The following is a 26,256-nucleotide window of genomic DNA, read 5'->3' as shown; positions in this document are numbered from 1 at the left end:
GTCGTTGGAGATCCGCACCGTCTTCCAACCGCTCGCCCGGACTCGGTCATCCGCACCAGCACCGACCGCCGCCGATGCAGATCGATCCCGACAATCTGCCGTCCCGCGTACTGTTCGCTCACAAGGGGCCTCCTCGAACCGTGCGACGTGCGCACCCCGAGCATGAGCCGGGAGTCACGAGGAGCGGAGGCCCCGCTCCTTCATCACATCAGGAAAGCCACGTTCCTGTCATTCAGCGTCCGGAACGTGGCTTTCCTGGCGGGAGGGATGGGGTCAGGCGATCCGCCCCACCCCGGCGTAGAAGCCCACGTGCTCGAGGGCGACGGCGTCGTCCGGGCGCCACTCGCTCGCGTCGACGAGCCCGGGCTCCACGAGCGTCGCCGAGCCGAACATCTCGGTGATCCGCTCCTTCGGCCGCGGCCAGATCGGGTTGGCGGTGCTCGTGTAGGTCTTGGCGGCCGCGGCGGCGATCTCCGGGTCGTGGTCGGCCGTGACGTGCGACAGCACATGGAAGCTGCCGGGTGCGAGGCGGCTGCGGTAGGCCTCGGTCAGCGCCACCGGGTCGGCGTCGTCGGAGACGAAATGCAGCACCGCGACGGTGAGCAGGGCGACCGGCTGCGAGAGGTCGAGCAGGTCGCGCACTCCCGGCGCGCGAACACGGCGTCCGGGTCGCGCAGGTCGGCCGCCGTGATCGTCGACTGCGGGTCGCCCTCCAGCAGCGCCGCGCTGGAGGCCACGGTGACGGGCTCGTTGTCCACGTAGGCCACGCGCGCTCCCGCGTCGGTGGCGCGCGCGAACTCGTGCACGTTGCCGACCGTTGGGATGCCCGACCCCAGGTCGAGGAACTGGTGCACGCCCTCGGACTGGCAGTAGCGCACGGCCCTGGCGAGGAAGCGCCGGTTGGCCCGGACGGCGTCGACGATCCACGGCATCACCGCCCGCGTCCGGTCGGCGGCGGCGCGGTCGGCGGCGAAGTTGTGCGACCCCCCGAGGTGGTAGTCGTACATGCGGGCCGCGTTCGGGATGTCCGGGTCGACGGCCGGGAGCTTCGCAAGATCGGTCATACCTCGCGATGCTGCCGTTCTCACTCGAACAGGTCCGCACCCACTCCGCCACCCCCGGCACACACCGCGGGGACTCGGCACACACGGTCGGCAGTGTGTGCGGCGGCCGGGAGGTGTGTGCGGCCGCCCGGGCCGTGCGCCCCGCCGGCCTGCGTCGCCACCGGCCGCCCGTCCCCGCGATCGGCCCGGGCGTACTCTGGAGCCGAAGGCCCCGGCCGGGGGCGTCGTCCCGGGCAGGGGTCTGCTCTGCGTGCGCGCTCACTCCTGCCTTGCGAGGGGTTTCTTCCATCGTGGCCAAGCTCTCCGGTCTGCTCCGCTCCGCCCTCTCCGACCCCGACCTGGGTGCCGTGGTCGACGCCGCTCGTGACGCGCGGGCCGACGCCACCCCCGCCCTGCGGATCGAGGGCCCCGCCGCCCTCCGCCCGTTCCTCGCCGCGGCCTTCGCCACGCCCGACGACCAGGCGGGCGCCGGTCGCACGGTGCTCGCCGTCACCGCCACCGACCGCGAGGCCGAGGACCTCGGGGCCGCGGCGGCCGACCTGCTGGGGCCCGACGCCGTGGCGGTGCTGCCGTCCTGGGAGACGCTGCCGCACGAGCGGCTCTCCCCGCGCCCCGACACGGTCGGCCGCCGGCTGTCGATCTTCCGACGGCTAGCGCAACCGGAAGCGGCGCCGCGGGTGGTCGTCAGCGCCGCGCGCAGCCTCATCCAGCCGATCGCGCCCGGATTGGGCCGGCTCGACCCCGTGCAGCTGCGCGTCGGCGACACCCACGACTTCGACGCGCTGCTGGTGCGGCTGGTCGAGCTCGCGTACACGCGGGTGGAGATGGTCACCGCCCGCGGCGAGTTCGCCGTGCGCGGCGGGATCGTCGACGTCTTCCCGCCCACGGCCGAGCACCCCGTCCGCGTGGAGTTCTGGGGCGACGAGGTCAGCGAGCTGCGGTCGTTCACCGTGGCCGACCAGCGCTCGGTCGAGCCCGTCGCCGAGCTGCTCGCCCCGGGCTGCCGGGAGCTGCTGCTCACCGAGGCCGTCCGGGAGCGGGCGGCGGTGCTGGCGCGCACCCACGAGAACAACCCGCCGCTGCGCGAGCTGCTGGAGCACCTCGCCGAGGGCATCCCGGCCGAGGGTATGGAGTCACTCGTGCCCGCGCTCGTCGGCGGAGAGCTGGAGCTGCTCACCGACCTGCTCCCGGCCGGGTCGCTGGTGCTGCTCGCCGACCCGGAGCGGATCCGCACCCGCAGCGCCGACCTCGTGCGCACCGGGCAGGAGTTCCTCGAGGCGTCCTGGTTCGCGGCCGGGACGGGTGGCGCCGCGCCGATCGACGTGGGCGCATCGGCCTACCGCGACCTCGGCGAGGTCCTCGAGCGCGCCTCGGCGTCCGGCCGGCCGGTCGTGAGCCTGAGTCCGCTGATCAGCGGCAGCGAGGACGCGCTCGCCCTGGCGGTGCACGAGGTGGAGTCCTACCGCGGCGACACCGACCGTGCGCTGGTCGACCTGCGCGCCCACGTCGCCGCGGGCGGCACCGCGGTGCTCGTGGTGGGCGGCCACGGCACCGCGCAGCGTTCGCTCGAGCAGCTGCGCGAGGCCGAGGTGCCCGCCACCCTCGCCGAGGAGCTGGCCGACGCGCCGGACAAGGGCCTGGTCACCGTCACCTGCGGCCGGCTCACCGAGGGCTTCACGGCCACCGGCAGCGCGCTCGCCGTGCTCAGCGAGGCCGACCTCACCGGCAACCGGGCGGCGGTCGGCGAGACCCGCAAGATGCCCTCGCGCCGCCGCAACGCCGTTGACCTGGTCACCCTCCAGCCCGGCGACCACGTCGTGCACTCCCAGCACGGCATCGGCAAGTTCGTGGAGATGCGCGAGCGCACCGTCGGCGGCGCCACCCGCGAGTACCTGGTGCTCGAGTACGCCTCCAGCAAGCGCGGCCAGCCCGCCGACCGGTTGTTCGTCCCCACCGACTCCCTCGACGAGGTCAGTCGCTACGTCGGCGGCGAGGTGCCCACGCTCAACAAGCTCGGCGGCGCCGACTGGGCCAGGACGAAGGGTCGCGCCCGCAAGGCGGTCCGGCAGATCGCCGCGCAGCTCGTGCAGCTCTACGCCGCCCGCCAGTCCTCGCCGGGGCACGCGTTCGCCAAGGACACGCCGTGGCAGCGCGAGCTGGAGGACGCCTTCCCGTTCACCGAGACCCCCGACCAGCTCGCCGCGATCGAGGAGGTCAAGCAGGACATGGAGCGGCCGGTCCCGATGGACCGGGTGATCTCCGGCGACGTCGGGTTCGGCAAGACCGAGATCGCGGTGCGCGCGGCGTTCAAGGCGGTGCAGGACGGCAAGCAGGTGGCCGTGCTGGTGCCCACCACGCTGCTGGCCACCCAGCACCTGCAGACCTTCGCCGACCGGATGCGCGCGTTCCCCGTCACGGTCAAGGGGCTCTCCCGGTTCACCGACGCGGCCGAGGGGAAGCAGACGATCGAGGGCCTCGCCGACGGCAGCGTCGACATCGTCGTCGGCACCCACCGCCTGCTGCAGACCGGGATCCGCTGGAAGGACCTGGGCCTCGTGATCGTCGACGAGGAGCAGCGCTTCGGCGTGGAGCACAAGGAGCACATCACGGCGCTGCGCACCCACGTCGACGTGCTCACGCTCTCCGCAACGCCGATCCCGCGGACGCTGGAGATGAGCCTCGCCGGCATCCGGGAGATGTCGACGATCACCACCCCGCCCGAGGACCGCCACCCCACCCTCACCTACGTCGGCGCCTACGACGAGAAGCAGGTGGCGGCGTCGATCCGACGCGAGCTGCTGCGCGACGGGCAGGTGTTCTACGTCCACAACCGGGTGTCGACGATCGACCGCGCGGCGCGCAGGATCCGCGAGCTGGTGCCGGAGGCGCGCGTCGCCGTCGCGCACGGGCAGATGAACGAGGACCTGCTGGAGCGCACGGTCAACGGGTTCTGGCACAAGGAGTTCGACGTCCTCGTCTGCACGACGATCGTGGAGAACGGGCTCGACATCTCCAACGCCAACACCCTGATCGTCGAGCGGTCGGACACGCTGGGCCTGTCGCAGCTGCACCAGCTGCGCGGCCGGGTCGGGCGCGGCCGGGAGCGCGGCTACGCGTACTTCCTGTTCCCGCCCGAGCATCCGCTCACCGAGACCGCACACGACCGGCTCGCCACGATCGCGCAGCACTCCGACCTCGGGTCCGGCGCGGCCGTCGCGATGAAGGACCTGGAGATCCGCGGCGCGGGCAACATCCTCGGCGCGGAGCAGTCCGGCCACATCGCGGGCGTCGGTTTCGACCTCTACATCCGCCTCGTGGGCGAGGCCGTCGCGGCGTTCCGCAAGCAGGCGGGCTCGGAGGCGCCGGAGGAGGAGCCGCTGGCGGAGGTGCGGGTGGACCTGCCGATCGACGCACACGTCCCGCACGACTACGTCACCGGCGAGCAGCTGCGGCTGGAGGTCTACCGCAAGATCGCCGAGGCCCCCGATCAGGCGGCGCTGGACGCGATCGTCGAGGAGCTCACCGACCGCTACGGCGAACCCCCCACGCCCGTGCGCAACCTGCTGTCCGTCGCAGCGTTCCGCCAGACGTGCCGGGCGCTGGGCGTCGGTGAGGTCGCCGTGGCGGGCAACGGCATCCGGGTCGGACCGGTCGACCTGCCCGACTCGGCGCAGCTGCGGCTCAAGCGCCTGCACCCGAAGGCGACCTGCAAGCCGGCGGCGAAGACGGTCGTCGTTCCGAAGCCGGCCGAGGGCGGGCGGATCGGCGGGGCGCCGCTGCGTGACGTCGCGCTGCTGGACTGGTGCGCGAAGCTCCTGCGGGACGTACTCACCCCAGCAGTGGCTCCGCTCGGCGCCTGATCGACTGCGAGCGGTAACACCGAGCGCGCTCGCGCGACCTTCTTGCAAGGACAGCTGCACGTGCAGTGGATCGCTCGTCGCCGCGGCGACGGCGCTCCACGGCACCTGTCGGCCGTCGCCCCCGGGGAGTGCCGGGCGGGCACGCGAGGAGTGGGAGCGCTGTTGACTGGCCCTGACCCGGACCTCGGCTCGAACCGGCCGGACGGCGCATCGGTCCCCGAACCCGCCCGGTACGCCCCGGAGCGGCACGGACCGTTGCCGGGCACATACGGCCAGCGGGTCGGCGGGCACCTCATCGACGTGGGCATCCCGCTGGGCCTGCTGGCCCTCGTGCTGCTCGCCGCCCCCGCGGCGGGCGCCATCGAGGTGGTCGTCGTCGCCTACGCGGCCGCGTCGGCCACGGTGGTGGTCTACGTCCTGTGGAACACCGGGTACCGCCAGGGCTCCACGGGGCAGAGCCTGGGCAAGCAGGCGCTCGGGGTGCGGCTGGTGGCGGCCGCGACCGGGCAGCCGGTCGGCTTCGGACGTGCGGTGGGCAGGCAGCTCGCCCACGTCCTCGACCTCGCCCCGCTCGGGCTCGGGTTCCTGTGGCCGCTGTGGGACGAGCGGCACCAGACGTTCGCCGACAAGCTGTGCGCGACGCTGGTGGTGCAGACCGACGTCTGAGCGGAGTTGCGCAGCGGACGTCGGTGCTGAGCGGAGGGACGAGGCCAGGGCGGGCGGGTCGAGGGCCCGTGAGAGGGTGTGGGCCGTGCGGATGCAGGTGGGGCGGGTCGTAGCGGCCGTGGCGGTCGTCGGCGCGATGCTGAGCGGGTGTGGAGCCGGTCCGAGCCAGGTCGGCGCGGCCGCGATCGTGGGATCGGACGCGATCCCGCTCGATCGCGTCCAGTCGCGGGTGGAGGTGGCGCTCGGGCGCACGGACCAGATCGCCCAGCTCACCGCCCAGGGCGGGGCGCCCGCCGACGTCGCGCGCAGCGTCGTCTCCGCGGCGATCCTGCACGAGCTGCTGCAGCGGCGGGCCGAGGCCGAGGGCATCGTCGTCACCGACTCCGAGGTCGACGCCGAGATCGCCGAGAACGGCGGCGCCGAGGCGATCCTCGAGTCGTCCCTCTACGACCTGCCCGCGCTGCGGGAGCGCGTGCGCGACGACCTCATCGCCGCGGCGCTCGCCGAGCGCGCGGTGCCCGGGCTGGTCGTCACCGCGGACCTGGTGGCCGCCACGTCCCGGGCCGACGCCGAGGAGAAGGCGCGGCTGCTGGCCGAGGGCGGCCCGGCGGCCGACGCGCTGTTCACCGACGAGCGCACGTCGGCGCGCGACACCGTCTACGAGGCGGCGACGCAGCCCGACGTCGCGGGCACCGTGCTGTTCGGGACCCCCGTCGGCGGCGTCGTCGCGTTCCAGCCCAACCCCCAGCAGAGCGCGTGGATCGTCTTCCGGGTCACCGACCGGAGCACCGACGCCCCCACCGCCCCCGAGGCCGTGAGCAACATCAGCCAGTCCCAGCTCATCGCGATCGGCCAGCGGCTCGTGCAGCCGCTCGCCACGGAGCTGGGGATCCGGGTCAACCCCCGGTACGGCGTCTGGGACCCGATCCAGATGCGCGTGGTGGCCGAGGACCAGCAGACGGGCATCATCCTGCCGCCCGCGGGCCCGGCGGCGAGCTGACCGTGCCCCGCACGGTCGTCATCCTCTCGGTGACGGCGCCGCAGGTCCTCCCGGCGGCGGCGCTGCCCGCGCTGCGGGCCGCGGAGGTCGTGGTCGCCGACGAGACCGTTCCGGACGACGTGGTCGCGGCCGCCGGTGCGTCCCGGCCCGCCGGGGCGTCGGCCTACGTGCCGCTGCACGAGGAGGTCCTGCTCACCACCGACGCCGGGCACTGGTCGGTGCAGCGCGCCACCGCGGTGATCACCGCACCCGCGCCGCCCGGATCGGCGCTGGTCGAGGCCGTGGCCGTCATGGACCGGCTGCGCTCGCCCGGCGGCTGCCCCTGGGACGCCGAGCAGACGCACGCGTCGCTGCTGCAGTACCTCGTCGAGGAGTGCTACGAGCTCTACCAGGCGATCGAGGACGACGACCGGGAGGCGATGCGCGAGGAGCTGGGGGATGTCCTGCTCCAGGTGCTGTTCCACGCGCGCATCGCCGGGGAGGACGGCGACCCGTTCGACATCGACGACGTGGCGGGCGACCTGGTCGCCAAGCTCGTCGGGCGCCACCCGCACGTGTTCGCCGGGAGCGAGTCGATCGACACCGCCGAACGGCAGGAGCGCCGCTGGGAGGAGCTCAAGCGGGCGGAGAAGCAGCGCGAGTCCAGCGTGGACGGCGTGCCGCTCGGGCAGCCCGCTGTGGCGCTCGCCGCGAAGCTGACCAGTCGCACCGCGCGGGCGGGACTGCCCCCGGCGCTGCTGCCGGAGGGTCCGGGCGTCGGGGAGCAGCTGTTCGCGCTGGCGGCGCGGGCCAAGCTCGCCGGCGTCGACCCGGAGGCCGAACTGCGCATTGCGGCGCGGCGGTTCGCGGAGACCGTGCGGGAGGCCGAGCGGGCGGCGTCCCGCGACGGACTCGACCCCCACAAGCTCGACGCGGAGGCCTGGGACCGCTACTGGCCGCGCTGACCGTCGGTCGATCCACGCGCGAATTGTCCGTCCGTTTCACGTTCGTTGTACTTCCGTGACCTAACGTCCTCGGGGTGCCTCTCGATCGGGTGACCGCGGCCCTGCTGGTGGGAACGATGACCAGTGTGCTGGCCGTGGCCGGCACCGGGGCGGCTGCAGCCGCCGAACCGGGAACGGCGCCGAACCAGGCCGTCGCGCCCGCGGCCGACGCCCTCGCCGAGTGGGCGGAGGAGACGTCCGACGCGGTCGGAGTGCCCGAGCGCGCGCTGCTCGCCTGCGCCGCGGCCGACCTGGCACTGCGCGAGGAAGAACCCGGCTGTGGGCTGTCGTGGTCGACGCTGGCGGGGATCGGGCGGGTCGAGTCCAACCACGGCCGGTTCGGCGGTGCGCGGCTCGACGACGAGGCCAGGGCCCGGCCCGAGATCGTCGGCCTGCCGCTGGACGGCTCGCCGGGGATCGCGCTCATCGTCGACACCGACGGCGGCGAGCTCGACGGCGACACCGAGCTCGACCGTGCCGTGGGCCCCATGCAGTTCATCCCCGGCACCTGGGCGCAGTGGCGGTCCGACGGCGACGGCGACGACGTCCGCGACCCCCACGACCTCGACGACGCCGCGCTCGCCGCCGCCCGGTACCTGTGCGCGGGCGACCGCGACCTCACCACCGGCGACGGCTGGTGGGCGGCCCTGCACTCCTACAACCGGTCCGTCGAGTACGGGCAGCGGGTGTACGAGATCACGAACGCGATCTCCGAGCGCGCGGATCGCTAGTCTGGACGAGGTGGCCACTCGGTACCCTCCCCGCCGGCGTTCCGGGGGCGGCGCAGTCGCGATCGTGCTGGTGCTCCTCGGTCTCGTGGCGGGGGTGGTGCTGGTCGGGATCGCCGCCGTCGGCGACCGGGGCGGGCGCGAGCCGAGCGGCGACGTGCTCAGCCCCGCCGACGTCGACCGTGACACCCCCGTCGCGCAGCCCGAGCCGCTGAGCAGCGACCTCGACCTCGGCACGTGGTCAGCCGGGGTGGCCGAGCGCAGCAGCGTGCCCCAGCGGGCCCTGCGCGCCTACGCCAACGCCGAGCTGATGCAGCGCGCCGCGGCCCCGGACTGCCGGCTCTCCTGGGTCACGCTCGCCGGCATCGGCCGGGTCGAGTCCGATCACGGGCGCCTGGGACGGGCCGAGCTCGACGCCGACGGCGTCGCCCGGCCGTCGATCATCGGGGTGCCGCTGGACGGGTCCGATGGGGTCCGCGAGATCCGCGACACGGAGGGCGGCGCGCTCGACGGTGACACCGTGTACGACCGGGCCGTCGGGCCCATGCAGTTCCTGCCCACCACGTGGGAGCGCTACGGCGCGGACGGCAACGGCGACGGCGTCCGCGACCCGCACCAGCTCGACGACGCGGCCCTGGCCGCCGCGCGCTACCTGTGCGCAGGCGGGCGCGACACCGCCAGCGGCGAGGGTTGGTGGGACGGGGTCCTGACCTACAACCGCTCGATCTCCTACGCCCGCACGGTGTGGGCGGCGGCCGACCGCTACGCGGCCGCCGTCGTCGCGACGCCCTGACCCGGCGGCGCAGCCAGGAGGGCGACTCGCCCGCCGAAACCGGGCGACTCGCGTGTCCAGAACCGGCGACTCGCGGAACATCCCGCGAGTCGCCCGGAACTGACGCGTGAGTCGCCCGGAACAGACACGTGAGTCGGATCTACCGCGCGAGTCGGCCCTTGACCGCGGGCTCAGACCGTGTCGTCCGGGTCGGCGTTATCGTCCACCGCCATCCGCACGCGCACCTCGCCGAGCGCCTCCTGGTACTCCGGCCGCGGGTCCATCGCCGCGGCCATCTTGAGCTGGGTGTGCGCCTCGGCGAGCCTGCCCTGGCGCTGCAGCGCCTTGCCCAGCGCGAACCGGGCGTAGTGGTCGGAGGGGTCGAGGTCGAGCACGCGGGCGAACGACTCCTCCGCCCGCCCGAGCTGGGCGGAGTTGAGGTAGGCGCGGCCGGCGAGCAGATGCACCGACGCGTCGTTGGGTTGGCTCTCCAGTACCGGGCCGAGGGCCTGCAGCGCGTCCAGCGGACGGCTGCGCGCGATCAACATCTCGGCGCGGCGGAACGACTCGAACAGGCCGTCGGACGCTGGCTGGCTCGTCATGGTCGTCCCTACGTTAGGTGTCGGCGGCGCGATCTGCGAGGGGTGAGCGGGCGACGGCCCGGTGAACCCCGGACGAGCCCGCGCCGCCAGCGGGTTCCTGCGCGGCTACGGTGCGTTCGCCGACTAGGCTGAGGCCCCGGAAGAGGGAACTTCGCCGGACGGGAGCACTGGTGGCGGTCATCGAGCAGGTCGGCGCGCGGGAGATCCTCGACTCACGGGGCAACCCGACGGTCGAGGTCGAGGTCGCGCTCGACGACGGGACGCTGGCGCGGGCGGCGGTGCCGTCGGGCGCGTCGACCGGTGAGCACGAGGCGGTCGAGCTGCGCGACGGCGACCCGCTGCGGTTCGGCGGGAAGGGCGTCGAGAAGGCCGTCGCGGCGGTACTCGACGAGATCGGCCCGGAGCTCACCGGGATGGAGGCCGTCGACCAGCGCCTGGTCGACCAGCGGCTGGTGGATCTCGACGGCACGCCCGACAAGTCGCGGCTCGGCGCCAACGCGCTGCTCGGGGTGTCGCTCGCGGTGGCCAAGGCCGCGGCGGAGTCGTCGGGGCTGGAGCTGTTCCGCTACGTGGGCGGCCCGAACGCGCACGTGCTGCCGGTGCCGATGATGAACATCATCAACGGTGGCGCGCACGCCGACAGCTCCGTCGACGTGCAGGAGTTCATGATCGCGCCAGTGGGTGCCGACTCGTTCCGCGAGGCCCTGCGCTGGGGCGCCGAGGTGTACCAGGCGCTCAAGTCGGTGCTCAAGGGCAAGGGGCTGGCCACCGGTCTGGGCGACGAGGGCGGCTTCGCGCCCGACCTGCCCGGCACGCGTGCGGCGCTCGACCTGATCGCCGAGGCCGTCGAGAAGACCGGCTACACGCTCGGCCGCGACATCGCGCTCGCCCTCGACGTGGCGGCCACCGAGTTCCACAACGACGGCGTGTACTCCTACGAGGGCAGGCAGCTGTCGGCGCAGGAGCTCTCGGCCGTGTACGCGGAGCTGGTCGAGGCGTACCCGCTCGTGTCGATCGAGGACCCGCTCTCCGAGGACGACTGGGACGGCTGGGTGTCCCTCACCGGCACCCTCGGCGACCGCGTGCAGCTCGTTGGCGACGACCTGTTCGTCACCAACCCCGAGCGCCTCGACGAGGGCATCAACCGGGGTGCGGCCAACGCGCTGCTGGTGAAGGTCAACCAGATCGGCACGCTGTCGGAGACCCTCGACGCCGTCACGCTCGCGCAGTCGTCGGGCTACCGCTGCATGATGAGCCACCGTTCCGGTGAGACCGAGGACGTCACGATCGCCGATCTCGCCGTGGCCACCGGCTGCGGCCAGATCAAGACGGGTGCGCCGGCGCGGTCGGAGCGGGTGGCGAAGTACAACCAGCTGCTGCGCATCGAGGAGGCGCTCGGCGACGCCGCGCGTTACGCGGGCGACCTGGCCTTCCCGCGGTTCTCCTCCGCCGAGGCCGGTGCCTGACGGACGCTGAGGGCGAGATGGCCGAGGAACGAGCGAAGGGCCGGGGGGTGCGGACCGGCACCCCCCGCCCGCGTCGGTCGGGGGCCGCGCGTCGCCGGAGCCGGGAGACACGGCTGACCCGCGTGTCCCGCTCGCGGAGCGTCGTCGCGGCCACCACGGGTCTGCTCGGGCTGTCCTCGGCCAAGCGCGCCGCGATCCTCGCGGTCGTCGTCTGCGCGCTCGCGCTCACCGTCTCCGTCCCGCTGCGCAACTACGTCGCGCAGCGGCAGGAGCTCGCCGCCGTGTCCGAGCAGCAGCAGGCGCTGGCCGCCCAGGTCGACGAGCTCACCCGGGAGCGGGCGCGGCTGTCCGACCCCGCGGAGATCATCGCCCAGGCCCGGTCCCGGCTCGGGTATGTGATGCCGGGCGAGGTGCCCTACGTGGTGCAGCTGCCGCCCGCGGCGGGCCCTGGCCCCGCCGCGGACGCCGACAACGGCGTGCCGTGGTACCGGGACCTGTGGCGCGAGGTCGTGGAGGGAACAGCATGAGCGCCGCCGAGCAGGAGATCGCGCCTGCCGATCTCGCCGCCGTCACCGCTCAGCTGGGACGGCAGCCGCGGGCCGTCCGGCAGGTGGCTTACCGGTGCCCGTGCGGGCTGCCCGCCGTGGTGCAGACGGCCCCGCGGCTCGAGGACGGCACGCCGTTCCCGACGCTGTACTACCTGACCTGCTCGCGGCTGAACTCCCGGCTCGGTGGGCTGGAGGCCGACAGCCGGATGCGGGGGATGACCGAGCGGCTCGTCGAGGACCCCGAGCTCGCCGACGCGTACCGGCGGGCGCACGAGTCCTACCTCGCCGAACGGGACGCGATCGAGCCGTTGGGCACCGAGGTGAGCGCGGGCGGGATGCCGAGCAGGGTGAAGTGCCTGCACGTCTGCGCCGCGCACGCGCTGGCGGCCGGGCCGGGCGTCAACCCCTTCGGCGACGAGGCGCTCGCCGAGGTGGGGGAGTGGTGGCAGGCGGGGCCCTGCGTCCGTCCACCCGAACCCGGCGACGTCACCGGCTGACCGCCCCGGGCGCACGCCCGGCCAACCGCCCGGTCAGGCGTTCGGCCGCGGTCCGCACCACGCGCACGATCCGTGCGACGGGCTGTGGTTCACCGCCGTCCCGCCACGTCACGCTGATCGCGGTGAGCGGGCGGCCGCCGTGGTCGAACGCGCAGGCCGCCACCGATCGGAACCCGGCGGTCACGTGGCCGCGCTCCTCCGCCCAGCCCTGCGCCTTCTCGGCGCCGAGCAGGTCCCGCAGCTCGCGGAGGGACGCCGGGCCCGCGCCGGTGCGGGTGGTGAACGCGGACCGGTCGGGGAACAGCGCCCGCAGCTGCGACGGCGGCAGGTGGGCGAGCAGCGCGCGACCGTTCGCGGTCAGGTGCGCCGGGAGGCGGACGCCGACCGCCGTGATCAGCGACAGCGGCATGCGCGGCTGTTCCTTGAGCAGGTAGACGGTCTCCGCGCCGTGGAGGATGCCCAGGTGCGCGCACACGCCCAGCTCGGCTGCGACGCGCGTGAGCAGGGGGCGGGCCAGCCGCTCGAGAGGGTCCCGCCGCTGGTCGGCCGAACCGATGGCGAACGCCGCGGGCCCGAGGCCGTAGGCGGGCTCGTCGGGCAGGTGGGTGACGAATCCCCGCTCCTCCAGCACCGTCAGCAGGTGGTAGACGCTCGACCGCGGGAGGCCGAGGTCGCGGCACAGGGTCGCGACGCGGACCGGGCGCGGACGGCTCGCGAGATAGGACAGCACGTCCAGCGCGCGGCCGACGGCGGGTGAAGTGCTACTGCCCACGAGCGCCAACCCTTCTCGGATCCGAGACCGCTGCCGCGCGGACGCACTGGCACCGGGCGTTCCCACCGGCTGTCATACACCCCCAACGGGTGCATGCGGAGGTGCCGATGAGTGCGAGCAGGCCTGTGGTGTCCGACCGCGTCGTCACGATGCGGCTCGTGCTGGCCACGCTGGCCGGCGCCGTCTTCTTCCTGCTGCCGGTGTACTGGGGCGGCAGTTGGACGGTCCCCTTCGACATCGTCGTCAGCGCGATCACCGACGGCCTGCCCGGGCTGGTGGCCTACTACAGCCTCGCGCTCATCGTGGGTGCGCTCGCGCTGAGCGTGGCCGCGTACACACCGCTCGGCGAGCGCGTCAGGTTCATCGGCAGCTTCCGGACCTCCTGGCTGATGATCGTGCTGCGGGTGGCGGGCGCCGTGCTCGCCGTCATGATCGTCGGCGGGATCGGGCCGGCCGCGCTGCTCGCGCCGGGCGTCGGCGGCCTGATGTTCGACACGCTGGTCGCCTCCGTCGCGGTGATCGTGCCGATCGGGGCGCTGTTCATCACGCTGTTCGTCGCCTTCGGCGGGCTGGAGCTCGGGGGGACCCTCGCCCGGCCGGTCATGCGGCCGCTGTTCCGGGTGCCCGGCCGCGGTGCCCTCGACGCGATCGCCTCCTACGTGGGCAGCTACTCGGTGGGGCTGTACGTCACGAACACGATGTACCTCGGGTCGCGGTACTCGGCGCGGGAGGCGGCGGTGATCGCGACCTGCTTCTCGACGGTGAGCCTCGGCTTCTTCGGCGTCGTGGCGTCCACCTTGGACCTGCTGCCGTACTTCGGCCTGCTCGTGCTCGTGGTGTCCGTCGTGTGCGTCCTGCTGGCGGTGGTGCTGTGCCGGATCCCGCCGCTGTCGCGGATCCCGGACACCTACGTCGGGACGCCGATCGTGGAGGCCGCCGTCTCGGGCCCGCTGGTGCCGGCTGCCGTGCGCGCCGGCAGGCTCCGCGCCGCGGAGTCGGACAGCGTGCCGCGGGAGTGCCTCCGCGGTCTGGTCGACGGCGTGCGCCTGGCCATGATCATCCTTCCGTCGATCCTGGCCGTCGGCGTCCTGGCCGTGCTCGTCGCGAACCACACCCCGCTGTTCTCGTGGCTCGGCGTCCCCCTTCAGCCGCTCATCGCCCTGGTCGGCGTCCCGGACGCGCCGGTGGTCGCGCAGGCGACGGTGATCGGCATCAGCGAGATGTTCCTGCCCGCCCTGCTGGCGACGGACCTCGCGCTACCGGCGAAGTTCTTCGTCGCCGCGATGTCGCTGACGCAGATCTTCTTCTTCAGCGCGACGATCCCGCTGCTGCTCTCCCTCGACCTGCCGGTGCGGCTGTGGCACTGCCTCGTGCTGTTCGTGCTGCGGACGCTCCTGGCGATCCCGATCCTGGCGGTGATCACGCACCTGCTGTTCTGACGGGTGTCACGCGGGCGAGCAGCGCGCCTGCGTGGTCGGCAGGCAGCGTGCCGGCCGTGCGCCACGGCCCGTCCGGATCGACGCGGCCGGCCACGAAGGCGCTCGACACCTCGTCGGGCGCGTACCGCAGGAGCAGCGAGCCCTGCAGGCACAGCGCCAGCAGCTCGGCCAGCCGCCGCGCCCGGCGCTCCTCGCACCCGCGCAGTTCGGCGCGCAGCTGCCGCACCGCCCGGTCGAACCGCGGGTCGGCGCCCGCGGCGGCGTCGACCTCGGCGAGTACGGCGTCGACCGAGTCGGGCTGCCGGGCCACCGCGCGGAGGACGTCGAGCGCGGTGACGTTGCCCGAGCCCTCCCAGATCGAGTTGAGCGGCGCCTCGCGGTACAGGCGCGGCATCCCGGACTCCTCGACGTAGCCGTTGCCGCCCAGGCACTCCAGCGCCTCCGCCACCACCGCGGGCGCGCGCTTGCACACCAGGTACTTCGACGCGGGGAGCGCGAGCCGTAGCAGCGCCCGCTCGTCGCGGTCGACGGCCCCGGCCAGCCGCAGCGCCAGCGTGGTGGCGGCCTCGGACTCCAGCGCCAGGTCGGCGAGCACCGCCTGCATGAGCGCGGCGTCGGCGAGCCGGGTGCCGAAGGCGCTGCGGTGCGCGACGTGGTGCGCGGCCTCGGTGAGCGCCGCCCGGGTGAGCGCGGCGGACCCCAGCACGCAGTCCAGACGCGTCATCGACACCATCTCGATGATCGTGGCGACGCCGCGGCCCTCCTCGCCGAGGCGCCAGCCGGTAGCGCCGGTGTACTCGATCTCCGCGGACGCGTTGGAGTGGTTGCCCAGCTTGTCCTTGAGCCGCTGCAGCCGGATCGCGTTGCGGGTGCCGTCGGGCAGCACGCGGGGCAGCACGAAGCAGGTGAGCCCAGCGGGAGCCTGCGCGAGCGTGAGGAACAGGTCGTTCATCGGGGCCGAGGTGAACCACTTGTACCGACGAGCCGGTACGTGCCGTCCGCGGTCGGGGTGGCCTCGGTCGTGCCGGCACGGACGTCCGAGCCGCCCTGCTTCTCCGTCATCGACATGCCGGCGAGCAGCCCGGCCTTCGTGGCAGGCTCGGCGAGCCCGAAGTCGTAGGACGTCGACACCAGGCCGGGCACGTAGCGGGCGGCGAGGTCGGGGTCGTGGCGCAGGGCGGGCACGGCCGCGTACGTCATCGAGATCGGGCAGCCGTGGCCGGACTCGAGCTGGCTCATCAGGTAGAAGCCCGCGGCGCGCGCGACGTGGGCGCCGGTGCCGGGTGCGGCCGCCCACGGTGCGGCGTGCAGCCCGTGGCCGATCGAGGTGTGCATCAGCCAGTGCCACGACGGGTGGAACTCCACCTCGTCGATCCGGTGACCGTACCGGTCGTGGGTGTGCAGCACGGGAGGATGGGCGTCGGCGAGGCGGGCGTGCTCGCGCGCCTCGGGGGACGCGACGAGCGCACCGAGCTCCCGGAGTCGTTCCACGGCGTCGGCGGCGCCCTCGCGGCGCACGCCGCCATCGAGGGCGGGATCGCAGGCGAGCGGGTCGTACCCGGCGAGCGGTGGCGGCTGGTTCTCCACCCGGTGCGTGCTGTGGCCGTCGGCCGCCTGCACCGCGTCCTGCACCTGCGCACGGATCACGGTCCGAGCCTATCCGCGTACGGTGACGCCTGTCGCCGACCGTCTTCTGCCCGAGGAGAGTGCATGCCGCGCGTTGCCGCCATCGACTGCGGGACGAACTCCATCCGCCTGCTGGTCGCCGATGTCAGCGCGAGCGCCGACGGCAGCCTGTCCCTGCGCGACGTGCACCGCGAAATGCGCATCGTCCGGCTCGGGCAGGGCGTGGACGCGTCCGGGATGCTCGCTCCGGGGGCGCTCGAGCGCACCCGCGCCGCGCTCGTCGACTACACCGCCGTGCTGCGCCGCAAGGGCACCGAGCGGGTGCGGATGGTCGCCACCAGCGCCACGCGGGACGCGGGCAACCGCGACGACTTCTTCGGAATGGTGCGCGACACGCTCGGCGTCGACGCGGAGGTCATCTCCGGTGACGAGGAGGCGAACCTGTCGTTCGTCGGGGCCGTGGGAGACCTCGACCCCGAGGACGGGCCGTTCGCCGTCGTCGACGTCGGCGGCGGCTCCACGGAGCTCGTCGTCGGCACGCTCGACGAGGGCGGCAAGGCCACGGTGCAGGCGGCCCGCTCCGTCGACGTGGGCAGCGTGCGCATCACCGAACGCTGCCTGGCCGGGGACCCGCCGACCACCGATGAGGTCGCCACGGGCCGCGACGTGACCTCCGGGATCCTCGCGGACGCCTTCGCCGCCGTGCCGGTGGCGGGCGTGCGGACCTGGGTGGGCGTGGCCGGCACCGTGACCACCCTGTCCGCCGTGGCCCAGCACCTGCCGGAGTACGACCCCGCGGCGGTGCACCTGTCCCGGCTGACGCTGGACGACCTGCACCGCGTCGCGGCGGACCTCCTCGACATGTCCCGCGAGGAGCGCCGTACCCACCGGGCGATCCACGAAGGCCGGATCGACGTGATCGGCGGCGGTGCGCTGATCGTCGACGAGCTGGCCCGCGAGCTGCACACCGGCGCCGGGATCACCGAGCTCGTCGTGAGCGAGCACGACATCCTCGACGGGATCGCCCGCTCGATCGCCTGACCCACTCCGCGAGTCGCCCGATTTTCGTCGCTGAGTTGCCCCCTACGACTGCGGGGCTGTCACGAAGGCTGCGAGGTCGGCGGACTGCGCCAGCCGGGACGGTTCGTGCACGTACATCATGTGCCCGGCCTCGTAGTACTTCACCTCGATGCGGTCGCGCAGGTCGTCGGGGATTGGCAGCTGCGCGAGCACGTGCTCGGCCGCGGAGTACGGCGTGGCGCCGTCGTGGTACCCGCAGCCGACGTGCACGCGCAGGTGCGGGTTGGCCCGCATCGCCGCCGACAGCTTCCCGACCACCGACACCGCCCGCCCCTCGAACTCGGCGTACGACCACGGCTGGACGCGTCCGCTCAGCACCTCGTACGGGAGGTCGCTGGCGTAGCCGAGTGCGCTGCGGACGTGCGAGTTGAGCGCCGCGGTGTAGGGCCCGGTGATCGCGGCGATGGACGGGTCGTAGGTCGGGGTCTCGCCGCCGGCGTCGTCCTCCCAGCCGGTGAAGCGGCCGTCGATCCGGCCGACGGTGCGGCCGGAGTCGCGCAGCAGCTCCCGGAAGTACCGGTGGTGCTCGATCCGCAGCCGCACCCGGCGCACGTAGTCCTCGGACAGGCCGGAGAGGGCGGCGACCCGCGCGGTCACGCGGTCGAGGTCGGCGGCGGGCAGCCGGTTGCCCCGGGCGAGCGCCCACGGGTACTCGCCGGCCGCGAACTCCTCGGCCTCGGTGAGCACGTCGCCGAGTGGGCGATCACCGTGCTTGCCGTGGTGGTGCGCGATCGCCGCGTACGACGGCAGGAACAGCGGATAGGGCCGGTCGTTGCCCTCGGTGAACCGGATCGTCCCCATGTCGAGCACGCTCGAGATCAGCATGAGGCCGTTGAGGTACATCCCGTGCCGGTTCTGCAGGTGCTCGGCCAGCGCGGCGGCCCGCAGCGTCCCGTAGGACTCGCCCGCCAGGTACTTCGGCGACAGCCACCGCTCGTTGCGCGTGGTCCACAGGCGGACGACCTCGCCGATCGTCTCGACGTCGGCGGTGTAGCCGTGGAAGTCGGCGGGCTTGCCGCCGGTGACCGCCCGGGAGTAGCCCGTGGAGACCGGGTCGACGAACACAAGGTCGGAGTGGGCGAGCAGCGACTCCGCGTTGTCGGTCAGCCCCCACGGCGGCGGCGTGAGCGCTCCGGCGTCGCCCATCACGACCCGGCGGGGCCCGAACAGCCCCAGGTGCAGCCAGACGCTCGACGAGCCCGGCCCACCGTTGAACGCGATCGTGACCGGGCGGGTGCCCGGATCGGCGCCGTCGAGGGTGTACGCGACCAGGAACACCTCGGCCCGTGGCTCGTGCCCGTCGAACGTCCCGTCGGTGTGCTTCTCGTGACGCAGGACGATCCGCCCCGCCGTCGCGGTGTAGGCCAGCTCGCCGGTGGGCGTGCGTAGCGTGTGGGACGTGGTGACCAGGTCGTCGGCGGGTTCGGGCTTCTCGGGTGCTGGGGAGTCCTCATCGGCCACGTACCGCACATTAGGTGATCTCGACGACGCCCTGACCGGGTGTCGGGCCTGCCCCCGCCTCGTCGCGTGGCGCGAGCTCGTGGCGCGGGAGAAGCGCGCCGCGTTCCGTCACGAGGAGTACTGGGGACGGCCGGTGCCGGGGCTCGGCCCGGCCGACGCGGGGTTGCTGATCGTCGGGCTCGCGCCGGCCGCGCACGGGGGGAACCGGACCGGCCGGATGTTCACCGGCGACCGTTCCGGGGACGTGCTCTTCGCGGCCCTGCACGCCGTCGGGCTCGCGAACCAGCCGACGGCGGTGCACGCCGACGACGGCCTCACCCTGCACGGGACGCGGATCACCGCGCCGGTGCACTGCGCCCCGCCCGACAACAAGCCGACGCCCACCGAGCGCGACACCTGCGGCGGCTGGCTGCGCGCCGAGCTGGCCCTGCTGCGGCCCCGGGCGGTGGTCGTGCTCGGGGCCTTCGGCTGGCAGGCGCTCCTCCCGGTGCTGGCCGACGCGGGCTGGACGGTGCCGCGGCCGCGCCCCCGATTCGGGCACGGCGTCCACGTCGAGCTGGCGGGCGAGCGCGGGCCGCTGCACGTGTTCGGCTGCTACCACGTCAGCCAGCAGAACACGTTCACCGGCCGGCTCACGCCATCGATGCTCGAGGACGTGCTGGCGCGCGCGGCCGACGCAGCAGGCGTCGATCGCCGCTGAGATCGGCTCCGGCGCGGCGTTCCGTCGGTCACAGCCGCGGGCGCACCTCGGCGACCAGCGGATTCGTCGCGCTCCGTAGTCGGTATCACGAGGGACTCGATGCGTAAAAGGAGCGTGAGAGTGGGAACATGAGGTCATGGCGCGCAACACGCGGATCGTCGTGGTAGGTGGCGGTTACGTCGGCATGTACACCGCCCTCCGGCTGCAGAAGAAGCTGCGCCGCGGCGAGGCCGAGGTCACCGTCATCGACCCTCAGCCCCACATGACCTACCAGCCGTTCCTGCCCGAGGCGGCGGCCGGTTCCATCGAGCCGAGGCACGTCGTGGTGCCGCTGCGCAAGGTCCTCAAGAAGTGCCACCACCTCACCGGCCGCGTCACCAAGATCAGCCACGCCGACCGGGAGGTCACTGTCGAGCTGGCCGCGGGCCACGTCACCACCCTCGGCTACGACGTCCTCGTCGTCGCGCCCGGGTCGGTGGCCCGCACCCTGCCGGTGCCGGGGCTCGCCGAGTGCGGCATCGCGTTCAAGACCGTCGGCGAGGCGATCTACCTGCGCAACCACGTGCTGTCCCGGCTCGACGCCGCGGCCACCACGATGGACCCGGAGATGCGCAAGCGGCTGCTGACCTTCCTCGTGGTGGGCGGTGGGTACGCAGGCATCGAGGCGCTCGCGGAGCTGCAGGACATGGCCCGCTACGCCACGCGCTACCACGAGAACATCCAGGAGGCCGACGTGCGCTGGGTGCTCGTCGAAGCCGCGAACCGGATCATGCCCGAGGTCGGCCCCAAGATGGGCCGCTACACCGTCGAGCGGCTGCTCGACGCCGGCATCGAGGTCTTCCTCGACACGCGCGTGAAGACGATGGAGGGTGGGCACGTCGTCCTGGACGACGGCACCGAGTTCGACACCGACACCGTCGTCTGGACCGCCGGCGTCAAGCCGAACCCGATGCTGGACAACACCGACCTACCCCGCGACGCCCGCGGCCGCGTGGAGTGCACGGCCGAGCTGCAGGTCGTCGGGATGCCCGAGGTGTTCAGCGCGGGCGACTGCGCCTCGGTGCCGGACCTGTCGAAGAACGACCCGGAGGCCAGGACGAGCCCGTCGGCCCAGCACGCCGTCCGGCAGGCCAAGGTGCTCGGCGACAACATCGTCGCGCTCCTGCGCGGGCGGCCTCTCGCGAAGTACCGGCACAGCTACGCGGGTTCGGTGGCGAGCCTCGGGCTGTACAAGGGCGTCGCCGAGATCTACGGCATCAAGCTGCGCGGCATCGTCGCGTGGTTCATGCACCGCACCTACCACGTGAGCCGGATGCCCACCTGGAACCGGCGCATCCGCATCGTCTTCGACTGGACGGGCGCGCTGTTCATGGGCCGCGAGGTCGTCGCGCTGGGCCAGATCAACGACCCGAAGGCCGAGTTCAACCGGGTGGCAGGCAACCCGAAGCCCACCGCACCACCTACACAGCGCACGGAGACCACCCCGGCGACGCCGACCGAGGGGTCCGCAGGAGAGCAGGCGCCGGCGGCCCGCCGCCCGGCGTGACGCAGCGGCGTCGCGCCGTACGCTGGCGCGGCGCCCCCGTAGCCCAACCGGCAGAGGCAGGCCCCTTAAAAGGGTCACAGTGTGGGTTCGAACCCCACCGGGGGCACCCGTGCCGGACCCGCTGAAACCGGCCGTGAGCAGCCAAGACGACGCTCATAGTTGATCTGAGCATGTCCGGCTGTCCCCGGCCGACTCCCGCGCTCACCGGTTGTCCGTGCCGAATACGTGCTGAAGTTCTGGCGCTCACGCGTCCTCGCTCAGCACCGCGTCGATCCGGCGGCGGGCCGCGTCCTCCTGGCCGACGATGCACTTCGCGTAGATCTGGAGCAGGACGGCGACGCTGTGGCCGGCCCAAGCCGCGACCTGTGTCGGAGCCACACCCGCGTTGAGCCACGTGGACACGGCGGCGTGCCGGAGGTCGTAAGGCCGGCGGGCGAGCGGAGAGGCCACCTCGGCGGCGGTCAGCGCTTCCACCCGAGCCCTGCGCCAGACCCGGCAGTATGTGCTCTCTGCCAGCTCCCCGCCCCGTACGCCCCCGAACAGCAGCCCATCCGGCCCGTTGCCGAACGACTCCAGGTGCGCGTGCAGCATCGCGGTCAGCGCGGGCGGGCACGGCACGACGCGCGTCTCACCCCGAGCCCGGTGCTTGAGCTGACGCTCTTCCCGGCGCCGGCCGCTGTCAGTCCACGAGGCACCGGCGGCCGGCGTTGACGACTCCAGGACCAGCTCTCCCCATCCGTCGGCCGGCAGCGCGAGGTTCGACTTCCGGAGCGTGCTCGCCTCCGCCGGCCGCAACGCCGCGTAGTACATCGCGCCGAAGAACGCGACCAGTCGGTCACCGCTCGGCTTCTGGCTGGCCACCGCGTCGAGCAGCGCCCGAGCCTGCGCCGGGTTGACGACGACGCGCCGGTCCACGCTCTGCACCGTCCGGGGCGCCTTCCACGCCAGGTGCGTGATGGGGTTGCGCGACAACAGCCGGCGCTCTACCGCGTACTCGGCCGCGTTCACGAGCACACCTCGCTGGCGCTGGACAGTGCCCGGAGCGGCGACGCCGCCGTCAGCGGTGAGGGCCAAGGCATCGAGCACCGCCCGCGCGACGGCAGGCTTGTCGAGATCACCCACGTTTCGGGAGTTGCGCTCCAGCCAGGTCAGCGCCCGAGCCACGTCATCGGACGGCTGGCCGCCGCTGGCGCCGATGTTGAATGCCCACCCGGTCAAGACCCGCCGCAGGTCCTCGTCCGCCGGACGGCCCCGAGTACCGGTGACGAGCGCGAGCGTGGCGTTCGTCAGCGCCCGGGCCGTGTTCCGGCGGGAGTTGGGGGCGAGGCGCGGCCACTTCACCGCCGCATACTGCCGTGCGAACACGAGCCAGTTGACGTCCCGCTCTGCGCGGTCCATCGACGTCGGGCGGCCCGTTTCGACCACGAAGGCCTCACCGCGACGGGTCGCCCGCAGCAGCTCCGAGCGGAACGCGTCGGCGAGTGCGGCCGTCCGGAACGGCTCCCGCCAGCGCCGGCCAGCCACGGACCACCGGACCGTGTGCGTGGTCGAGCGCGCCCCCTCGTAGACGTCGATCTTCCAGACCCGCACGTCGTAGCTGGTCTCCATCACGCTGCGTCCTCGTGCGCGTCCAACCACCGGTCGAGCTCCGAGCGCCGAATGCGCAGATCACCATTCGGGAGCTTGATGCAGCGCGGAGCGCGGCCCTTGGCCCGCCACTCATAGAACGTGGAGCGCGAGATGGCCAGCTCTGCGCACAGCTCCGCCACTGTCAGCCGCTCCCGCTCGCTACTCCTCACGCTGCCTCCTCTTGATCGCGCGTTGCGGAACGGTTGTCGACCGGTGGGCCGGCCGCGAGCTGGGCAGCTTCGTAGTCGGCCTTCCACCGCTGTCTCTCGGAGATCGCGTGCAGCAGCAGCGCGGGCCGGGTCGGCACATCCGTGTCCCCGGGCTTCGTGCGCTCCCACTCGAAGGGGCCGTCGTCGACGGCGTAGCCGGGCCGGACACCCGCGCGGTCGAGCAGTTGCCGAACGAACGCGGCGCGTTCGGCGCGGTGGTCATCGAGGGTCTTGTTCGACCACTTCCGCGAGACCAGCACACGGCGCCCGGCGATGCCGAGGTGTTCGGGCTTGTGTGCCTTGCCCTTGCACTGCCCCGGGGTGCTGGACAGGCGGGCGCCGCGGGGTTGGATGCCATAGAGCAGCCACACCCCACACCGGGGCGAGCACGGCGTGACCCGAAGTTGGGCGACGAGGCGGCGGGCGTGTTCGCGCTGCCGGTCGGTGGCACCCTCGCCATGGCCGGCGGCTTCCCCGACGCTCTTGGTGAGGTACTTGGTCAAGTAGCCGATGTGTCGGCCGGCCTCCTCGGTGCCGCCGAGGATGCCCTTGACGTGAACCTGGGTCCCGAACCGGACCACGTGCGCCGGCCGGTCGAGGTCCTCGCACGCCTCATCGAAGGTGGGCAGCGGCTCGCGGGTGTCGGGGTCGACGTAGCCGTTGGCGCGGTTGTCCCACCGCGGCAGCCGATCCTCCGAGTAGCGGATCTCGTCGTGGGTGGGCCACCACACCTGGTGGTAGGTCGCCGCCGCGATCGCGCGCAGCTCGGCGCGGGGGATGGTGCCCCGGATGGCGGCGTGGAAGTGCGGCGCCCCGCGTTTCTGGGGTTCGACGGTGCCGAAGTACTGCACCTCCCAGCCGACGCACCGGCGGGTGTTCTGCCAGAACCGGTCGACGAGCTTGGGGAAGTGGATCGCGTCCCGAGCCGCGCGACGGTAGTCGTAGCGGTCCGGGTCCATCGCGGCACCGTCGCGGTCAACCCGCCTGTAGGAGTCGAGGGTCAGGGTGAGGAACGTCGAGGGGCGGTAGCGGCCCCCGAAGACCCGTCCCACGGTGCGGTTCTCCACCTGGCGGCGGGGCAGGTTCGGCGCGTCCTGCCGCCGCCGCGTGGAGCGCTTCACCGCCGGCCGGTCGGGAGGATCGAGCGGGACCAGCCGGCCGCGGACCCCGAGGGCGCGCAGGTCGGCGTCCAGCTCGTCGACGGCTTCGCGGATCTCCTCGCAGGTCTGCTCGTCCCCGTCTTCGCGGGCGCGGGTGTAGGCGGCGTGCAGATCGGCGCGGGTGGCCATGAGCTGCTTCTGCTCGTCGGTCGGCGCCGCGGGGGCGGGGATGGGTTCTTCCTCGAGGTGCCAGCCCTCCCGGCACTGGGCCATCCGCAGCCGGCGGGCCTTGTCCGAGCACGGCCGGCACACGTCCTCCCGCGTGGACCCGCACGGCACCGGCACCACATCGACGCGTCCGGTGGTGAGGTCGATCCGGCGCATCGCGAGCGGGCGCACGCAGACGCCGTGGTCCTCGGCGAGCTGGCGGGCGACGTCCCCGGTGAGGGCGAGGAGTGCCTTCTGTGCGCGGGTGAGCTGGTCCTGATCGATCGCGCCATTGGTCGTGGTGGTCATGCGACATCCCCGGCTGCCGGGGTCGTGACCCTTGCGGGCAGGGCAACGACGGGTGCAGCGGCATCGAGGGCCGGGCCGGTGACGAAGGCTTCCAGGTCCTTGATCGTGCCGTCCGGGACCCAGCCGGCGCGGACCCGCAGCGGCTCGCGGACGCCCTCGCCGAACAGGTAGCCCACGCCCTGCTCGGACTCGCCGATCCGGTTGGCCCACGCGCCGCGGTTGTAGGCGTGCTCCCCGAGCACCATCCCGACGTGGCTCTTGGTAGCCACGCGCAGGCAGATCCGGCGGGGGAACAGGTCCCGGACCGGGACGGTGTCCTTGGTCGGTTCCTGCACGTAGCCGCGCACCGTGTAGCCCAGCGCGCGGCCCTGGGTGGTGAGCACCGCGACGCGGTCGATCAGGGCTTCGCGGGTCTTGCGGTCGCCGACGTAGCGCAGCAGGGCGCCGATCTCGTCGAACTCCAGCAGCTCCAGCGGGTGCTCGCGGCTGATCGGGACCTCGCGCAGACGGCCGGCGAACTCGTCCTTGCGCTGCGCGAGGCCGTCGAGCAGGTCATCGAGCAGGGCCAGGGCGTCCTTGGAGGTGACGGCGTAGCGGTGGAAGATTCGCCGCCCGTAGGCCAGCTCCATGCCCTTGGGGTCGATTCCCGATACCCGCACCAGCCCGTCCCGGATGGCCGGGGCGATGGACACCATCGGTGCCCACATCACGGAGTTCTTCCCGGCCCCGGTCGCACCGGCGGTGAGGGTGTGTCCGCCGCGCAACGGCTGGAACCAGTCGGTGCCGTACTCGGTGCGGCCGGACCAGACCTTGCGCAGGTCGATGTCCTCACCGGCAGCCGGGGTGAGCGCGGCGAGATCGGCGCAGGGGACGGGGTCGGCGAGCAGGTTCCGGCGCTGGAAGTCGATCGACACCAGATCCGGGGCCAGCTCCCGCACCTGGCACCGGGCGACCCCGCGGGCGACCGCGAGGGCGCGGGCCGCCTCGTCGTAGGCCTCCGGAGTCTGCCCGGGCACCAACCGCACCCGCACCTCATCCCACGACGGCCCCGACCGCACCCCGACAACACGCGGGACCTGGTCACGGCGCGGCTTGACCCGCGGCTGCACCCCGGTACGGCGGAACGGGGTCAGCGCGACGGTGACCGGCTGGCCCTGATCGGCGACGGTGAGCCCGCAGGCGCGCAGCCAGCGCGGCATCCGTGGGGCGTAGACCATCCACCGGTGCCCACCACCCGCGCAGGTGGCGGCCGGCCCACGGCGCGAACGACTCCCGATGAACCCACCGCCACACCAGCAGCCCGACCGTCACGACGGCGAGGGTGATCATTAGGGAGGGCCAGCCCCACCAGTACAGCCAGGCGAGGACGGCCGCGGTGGTGAGGCTGGTTCGCCAGTGCCGCGCCACCTGCCGGCCGACCCACCACGTTCCCTTGATGAGCAGCCACAGGGTCACGAACACCGCCGCGGCCGCCGCGACCGCCTCCAGCACCTTCGTGAGTGCCTGCCCGATCTTGTGCATCACCCACAGCCCGACGCCGAGGCCGGCGAGGATCAGCACGAGCTGTCCCGTGGTCATCACGCCACCTCCCGCAGCGCAGCGGCCACCGGGATGGCAGTTCGGCGCTGCACGGCGAACAGGGCCGACCGCTCGGCCGGGGTGGTGCCTCCGCTGATGCCCCACCGGCGGCTGGGGTCCTCGGCGGCCAGCACGTCGGCCAGGCACTCTCCGCGTACCGGGCAGTCCGCGCAGACCCGCTTGGCAGCCGCCACTCCCAGGCTGTCCGGGGTGAGGTCGAGCGGGTAGAACACCTCGGGGTCCATCCCGACGCACGCGGCGTCGAGGTGCCACAGCAGGTTCCTTGTGCTCACTGGTGCACCATCCTTGTGTCGGTAGCCGCCAGGCTGCTGATGCACCCGAGGTGCCCCTGGGTCACCGCCCTGCTCGCTCGACGCTGCGACGTCCAGCATGAGTTTCGCGGGGCCCGGTGGT

The 26,256-nt window shown here is 73.3% G+C and carries 20 protein-coding genes, 1 tRNA gene and 3 pseudogenes; 14 read left to right on the top strand and 10 right to left on the bottom strand.

From position 1 onward, the window contains the following. Positions 1-273 precede the first annotated feature (273 nt). A pseudogene (locus tag KME75_RS22595) lies at positions 274-1,007 on the bottom strand (SAM-dependent methyltransferase). Between the two features lie 347 nt (positions 1,008-1,354). Between KME75_RS22595 and mfd the strand changes: the two are divergent. From mfd to KME75_RS43480, 6 genes are all read left to right on the top strand, one after another. Beyond that, complete coding sequence (gene mfd, locus KME75_RS22590) at positions 1,355-4,924, top strand: transcription-repair coupling factor (protein ID WP_219416870.1); 3,570 nt, start codon at positions 1,355-1,357, stop codon at positions 4,922-4,924. A gap of 162 nt (positions 4,925-5,086) precedes the next feature. After that, positions 5,087-5,590 carry an RDD family protein gene (locus KME75_RS22585; RefSeq protein WP_219416869.1) on the top strand — a complete coding sequence of 168 codons (504 nt, stop codon included), beginning with the start codon at positions 5,087-5,089 and terminating at the stop codon, positions 5,588-5,590. Between the two features lie 76 nt (positions 5,591-5,666). Beyond that, entirely contained in the window at positions 5,667-6,590 is a 924-nt protein-coding gene (locus tag KME75_RS22580) for a SurA N-terminal domain-containing protein (RefSeq protein WP_308282993.1), read from the top strand. Then, positions 6,587-7,534: a nucleoside triphosphate pyrophosphohydrolase gene (locus KME75_RS22575; RefSeq protein ID WP_219416876.1), complete on the top strand. Its 948-nt coding sequence runs from the start codon at positions 6,587-6,589 to the stop codon at positions 7,532-7,534. The genes KME75_RS22580 and KME75_RS22575 overlap by 4 nt, the downstream gene beginning before the upstream one ends. Positions 7,535-7,608: 74 nt before the next feature. Then, complete coding sequence (locus KME75_RS22570; protein ID WP_308282992.1) at positions 7,609-8,304, top strand: lytic transglycosylase domain-containing protein; 696 nt, start codon at positions 7,609-7,611, stop codon at positions 8,302-8,304. A gap of 10 nt (positions 8,305-8,314) precedes the next feature. Then, on the top strand, positions 8,315-9,094 hold the full coding sequence (locus KME75_RS43480; RefSeq protein WP_308282991.1) for a lytic murein transglycosylase: 780 nt from the start codon (positions 8,315-8,317) through the stop codon (positions 9,092-9,094). Between the two features lie 170 nt (positions 9,095-9,264). On the opposite strand, the gene KME75_RS22560 is transcribed toward KME75_RS43480, so the two are convergent. Next, positions 9,265-9,675, bottom strand: a complete 411-nt coding sequence (locus KME75_RS22560; RefSeq protein WP_219416867.1) for a tetratricopeptide repeat protein — start codon at positions 9,673-9,675, stop codon at positions 9,265-9,267. A gap of 170 nt (positions 9,676-9,845) precedes the next feature. On the opposite strand from KME75_RS22560, the gene eno reads away from it, so the two are divergent. The 3 genes from eno (at position 9,846) to KME75_RS22545 (ending at position 12,186) form a co-directional block, all read left to right on the top strand. Then, complete coding sequence (gene eno / locus KME75_RS22555) at positions 9,846-11,141, top strand: phosphopyruvate hydratase (protein ID WP_219416866.1); 1,296 nt, start codon at positions 9,846-9,848, stop codon at positions 11,139-11,141. 122 nt (positions 11,142-11,263) lie between these two features. Then, positions 11,264-11,668, top strand: a complete 405-nt coding sequence (locus tag KME75_RS22550) for an FtsB family cell division protein (RefSeq protein WP_308282990.1) — start codon at positions 11,264-11,266, stop codon at positions 11,666-11,668. Further along, a complete protein-coding gene (locus KME75_RS22545; RefSeq protein ID WP_219416864.1) occupies positions 11,665-12,186 on the top strand; it encodes a DUF501 domain-containing protein in 522 nt (173 codons plus the stop codon). Before KME75_RS22550 ends, KME75_RS22545 begins: the two co-directional genes overlap by 4 nt. Here the strand turns inward: KME75_RS22545 and KME75_RS22540 are convergent. Beyond that, a complete protein-coding gene (locus tag KME75_RS22540; RefSeq protein WP_219416863.1) occupies positions 12,176-12,958 on the bottom strand; it encodes an IclR family transcriptional regulator in 783 nt (260 codons plus the stop codon). The genes KME75_RS22545 and KME75_RS22540 overlap by 11 nt on opposite strands. Positions 12,959-13,065: 107 nt before the next feature. On the opposite strand from KME75_RS22540, the gene KME75_RS22535 reads away from it, so the two are divergent. Then, a complete protein-coding gene (locus tag KME75_RS22535; RefSeq protein ID WP_219416862.1) occupies positions 13,066-14,397 on the top strand; it encodes a YjiH family protein in 1,332 nt (443 codons plus the stop codon). Here KME75_RS22535 and KME75_RS22530 read toward each other — a convergent pair. Next, positions 14,378-16,017: pseudogene (locus KME75_RS22530) on the bottom strand (acyl-CoA dehydrogenase family protein). The gene KME75_RS22535 and the pseudogene KME75_RS22530 overlap by 20 nt on opposite strands. Positions 16,018-16,107: 90 nt before the next feature. Between KME75_RS22530 and KME75_RS22525 the strand changes: the two are divergent. Beyond that, a complete protein-coding gene (locus KME75_RS22525) occupies positions 16,108-17,064 on the top strand; it encodes a Ppx/GppA phosphatase family protein (protein ID WP_219416861.1) in 957 nt (318 codons plus the stop codon). Positions 17,065-17,106: 42 nt separating this feature from the next. Here the strand turns inward: KME75_RS22525 and KME75_RS22520 are convergent, their stop codons facing one another. Continuing rightward, positions 17,107-18,564 (bottom strand): S10 family peptidase, encoded by a 1,458-nt coding sequence (locus KME75_RS22520; protein ID WP_219416860.1) that lies wholly within the window; start codon positions 18,562-18,564, stop codon positions 17,107-17,109. 31 nt (positions 18,565-18,595) lie between these two features. On the opposite strand from KME75_RS22520, the gene KME75_RS22515 reads away from it, so the two are divergent. From KME75_RS22515 to KME75_RS22505, 3 genes are all read left to right on the top strand, one after another. Further along, positions 18,596-19,264 carry a uracil-DNA glycosylase gene (locus tag KME75_RS22515; protein WP_219416873.1) on the top strand — a complete coding sequence of 223 codons (669 nt, stop codon included), beginning with the start codon at positions 18,596-18,598 and terminating at the stop codon, positions 19,262-19,264. A 136-nt stretch (positions 19,265-19,400) separates the two neighbouring features. Next, entirely contained in the window at positions 19,401-20,810 is a 1,410-nt protein-coding gene (locus KME75_RS22510; protein WP_219416859.1) for an NAD(P)/FAD-dependent oxidoreductase, read from the top strand. Positions 20,811-20,842: 32 nt separating this feature from the next. Next, a tRNA-Leu gene (locus KME75_RS22505) sits at positions 20,843-20,916 on the top strand. A gap of 137 nt (positions 20,917-21,053) precedes the next feature. On the opposite strand, the gene KME75_RS22500 is transcribed toward KME75_RS22505, so the two are convergent. The 5 genes and pseudogenes from KME75_RS22500 to KME75_RS43475 all read right to left on the bottom strand — a co-directional run bounded on the left by KME75_RS22500 (position 21,054) and on the right by KME75_RS43475 (position 26,135). Then, entirely contained in the window at positions 21,054-22,418 is a 1,365-nt protein-coding gene (locus KME75_RS22500; protein WP_219416872.1) for a tyrosine-type recombinase/integrase, read from the bottom strand. Beyond that, a complete protein-coding gene (locus KME75_RS22495; protein WP_219416858.1) occupies positions 22,418-22,609 on the bottom strand; it encodes a helix-turn-helix transcriptional regulator in 192 nt (63 codons plus the stop codon). Before KME75_RS22495 ends, KME75_RS22500 begins: the two co-directional genes overlap by 1 nt. After that, positions 22,606-24,264, bottom strand: coding sequence for a replication initiator (locus KME75_RS22490; protein WP_219416857.1), 1,659 nt, complete (start codon positions 24,262-24,264; stop codon positions 22,606-22,608). The genes KME75_RS22495 and KME75_RS22490 overlap by 4 nt, the downstream gene beginning before the upstream one ends. Further along, a pseudogene (locus KME75_RS22485) lies at positions 24,261-25,842 on the bottom strand (FtsK/SpoIIIE domain-containing protein). Before KME75_RS22485 ends, KME75_RS22490 begins: the two are co-directional and overlap by 4 nt. After that, positions 25,842-26,135, bottom strand: a complete 294-nt coding sequence (locus KME75_RS43475) for a WhiB family transcriptional regulator (protein ID WP_308282989.1) — start codon at positions 26,133-26,135, stop codon at positions 25,842-25,844. The pseudogene KME75_RS22485 and the gene KME75_RS43475 overlap by 1 nt, the downstream one beginning before the upstream one ends. Between the last annotated feature and the right edge of the window lie 121 nt (positions 26,136-26,256).

This window comes from Pseudonocardia nigra, from assembly GCF_019396355.1.
GTDB classification, from domain to species: domain Bacteria; phylum Actinomycetota; class Actinomycetes; order Mycobacteriales; family Pseudonocardiaceae; genus Pseudonocardia; species Pseudonocardia nigra.
Note: the sequence above shows the minus strand (reverse complement) of the source record. Positions and strands in the feature narration are given on the sequence as shown.

Excerpts from the sequence above, each read along its gene's own strand:
- KME75_RS22560 (WP_219416867.1), bottom strand. The coding sequence starts at position 9,675 with ATGACGAGCCAGCCAGCGTCCGACGGCCTGTTCGAGTCGTTCCGCCGC.
- KME75_RS22525 (WP_219416861.1), top strand. The coding sequence starts at position 16,108 with ATGCCGCGCGTTGCCGCCATCGACTGCGGGACGAACTCCATCCGCCTG.
- KME75_RS22490 (WP_219416857.1), bottom strand. The coding sequence starts at position 24,264 with ATGACCACCACGACCAATGGCGCGATCGATCAGGACCAGCTCACCCGC.
- KME75_RS22535 (WP_219416862.1), top strand. The coding sequence starts at position 13,066 with ATGAGTGCGAGCAGGCCTGTGGTGTCCGACCGCGTCGTCACGATGCGG.
- KME75_RS22545 (WP_219416864.1), top strand. The coding sequence starts at position 11,665 with ATGAGCGCCGCCGAGCAGGAGATCGCGCCTGCCGATCTCGCCGCCGTC.
- KME75_RS22510 (WP_219416859.1), top strand. The coding sequence starts at position 19,401 with ATGGCGCGCAACACGCGGATCGTCGTGGTAGGTGGCGGTTACGTCGGC.
- KME75_RS22500 (WP_219416872.1), bottom strand. The coding sequence starts at position 22,418 with ATGGAGACCAGCTACGACGTGCGGGTCTGGAAGATCGACGTCTACGAG.